Origin of the sequence: Salifodinibacter halophilus (assembly GCA_012999515.1) — a bacterium.
GTDB classification, from domain to species: Bacteria; Pseudomonadota; Gammaproteobacteria; order Nevskiales; family Salinisphaeraceae; genus Salifodinibacter; species Salifodinibacter halophilus.
Genome location: JABEEB010000010.1, coordinates 1 through 783, shown reverse-complemented (window position 1 = coordinate 783; position 783 = coordinate 1). Strand labels below are relative to the sequence as shown.

The 783-nt window shown below is 36.1% G+C and carries 2 protein-coding genes; one reads left to right on the top strand and one right to left on the bottom strand.

All coding sequences use genetic code 11. The annotated features are described in order from the left end of the window. On the top strand, positions 1-182 hold a 182-nt coding region (locus HKX41_10410; protein NNC24548.1), incomplete at its 5' end, for a phosphoribosylaminoimidazolesuccinocarboxamide synthase. A 31-nt stretch (positions 183-213) separates the two neighbouring features. On the opposite strand, the gene HKX41_10405 is transcribed toward HKX41_10410, so the two are convergent. After that, positions 214-780, bottom strand: a complete 567-nt coding sequence (locus tag HKX41_10405; GenBank protein ID NNC24547.1) for a hypothetical protein — start codon at positions 778-780, stop codon at positions 214-216. Between the last annotated feature and the right edge of the window lie 3 nt (positions 781-783).

The window sequence follows — 783 nt, the reverse complement described above, 5'->3', positions numbered from 1 at the left end:
CTAAATACGAAGTTGGTAAATCTCAAGACTCTTACGATAAACAATTTTTGAGAGATTGGTTAACTTCTAATGGTGTTGCTGGTAAAGATGGTGTTGCTATGCCTGAAGACATTGTCACTGAAACCAAGAGCAAATACGTTGAAGCTTACGAAAATTTAACTGGTGACAAATGGCAAGAATAAATTAAGGATATCTATTATTAAAGCTTTCTATTTATCCCAAACTTTCGTAGTATTTTCTGACATGTTCAGATGTTTTTACTTTATCTTTCCTGAAATTTTTGATTTCTAACCGACTCTTGCATGTAGCTCTTGATAATGCAACATATGCTTGACCATTAGCAAAACTTCTACCTAAATCTATTTTGACTCTGTCCAAAGTTTGACCTTGAGCTTTGTGGATCGACATCGCCCACGACAAGATCAATGGAAGTTGTTCTCTGACTAACTCGTTCCCAGTATTTTCAAAACTAGACGTGGTACTTTTTTGTCCAGCTTTTTCAATCTTAAACTCTTCCTTTTCCACCATAACCACTTGTTTACCTCGTCCAGTAATACTAAAATTGACTACCGGTAATACTGTAGATTCGAATTCTTGACTAGCTAGATGACAACATGATTGAATGAAACTTTGTCGTTGCAATGGAATATTGTCGAAAAATGCTTTCTCTTGATCGGTAAAACCACCAGATTCGCCGATTCTATTACATACGAACCTCATTTCAGCAAGCGCCGCCTGGTCTTCCGCATCAATATACACATATTGTTCCAAAAACTTCATATA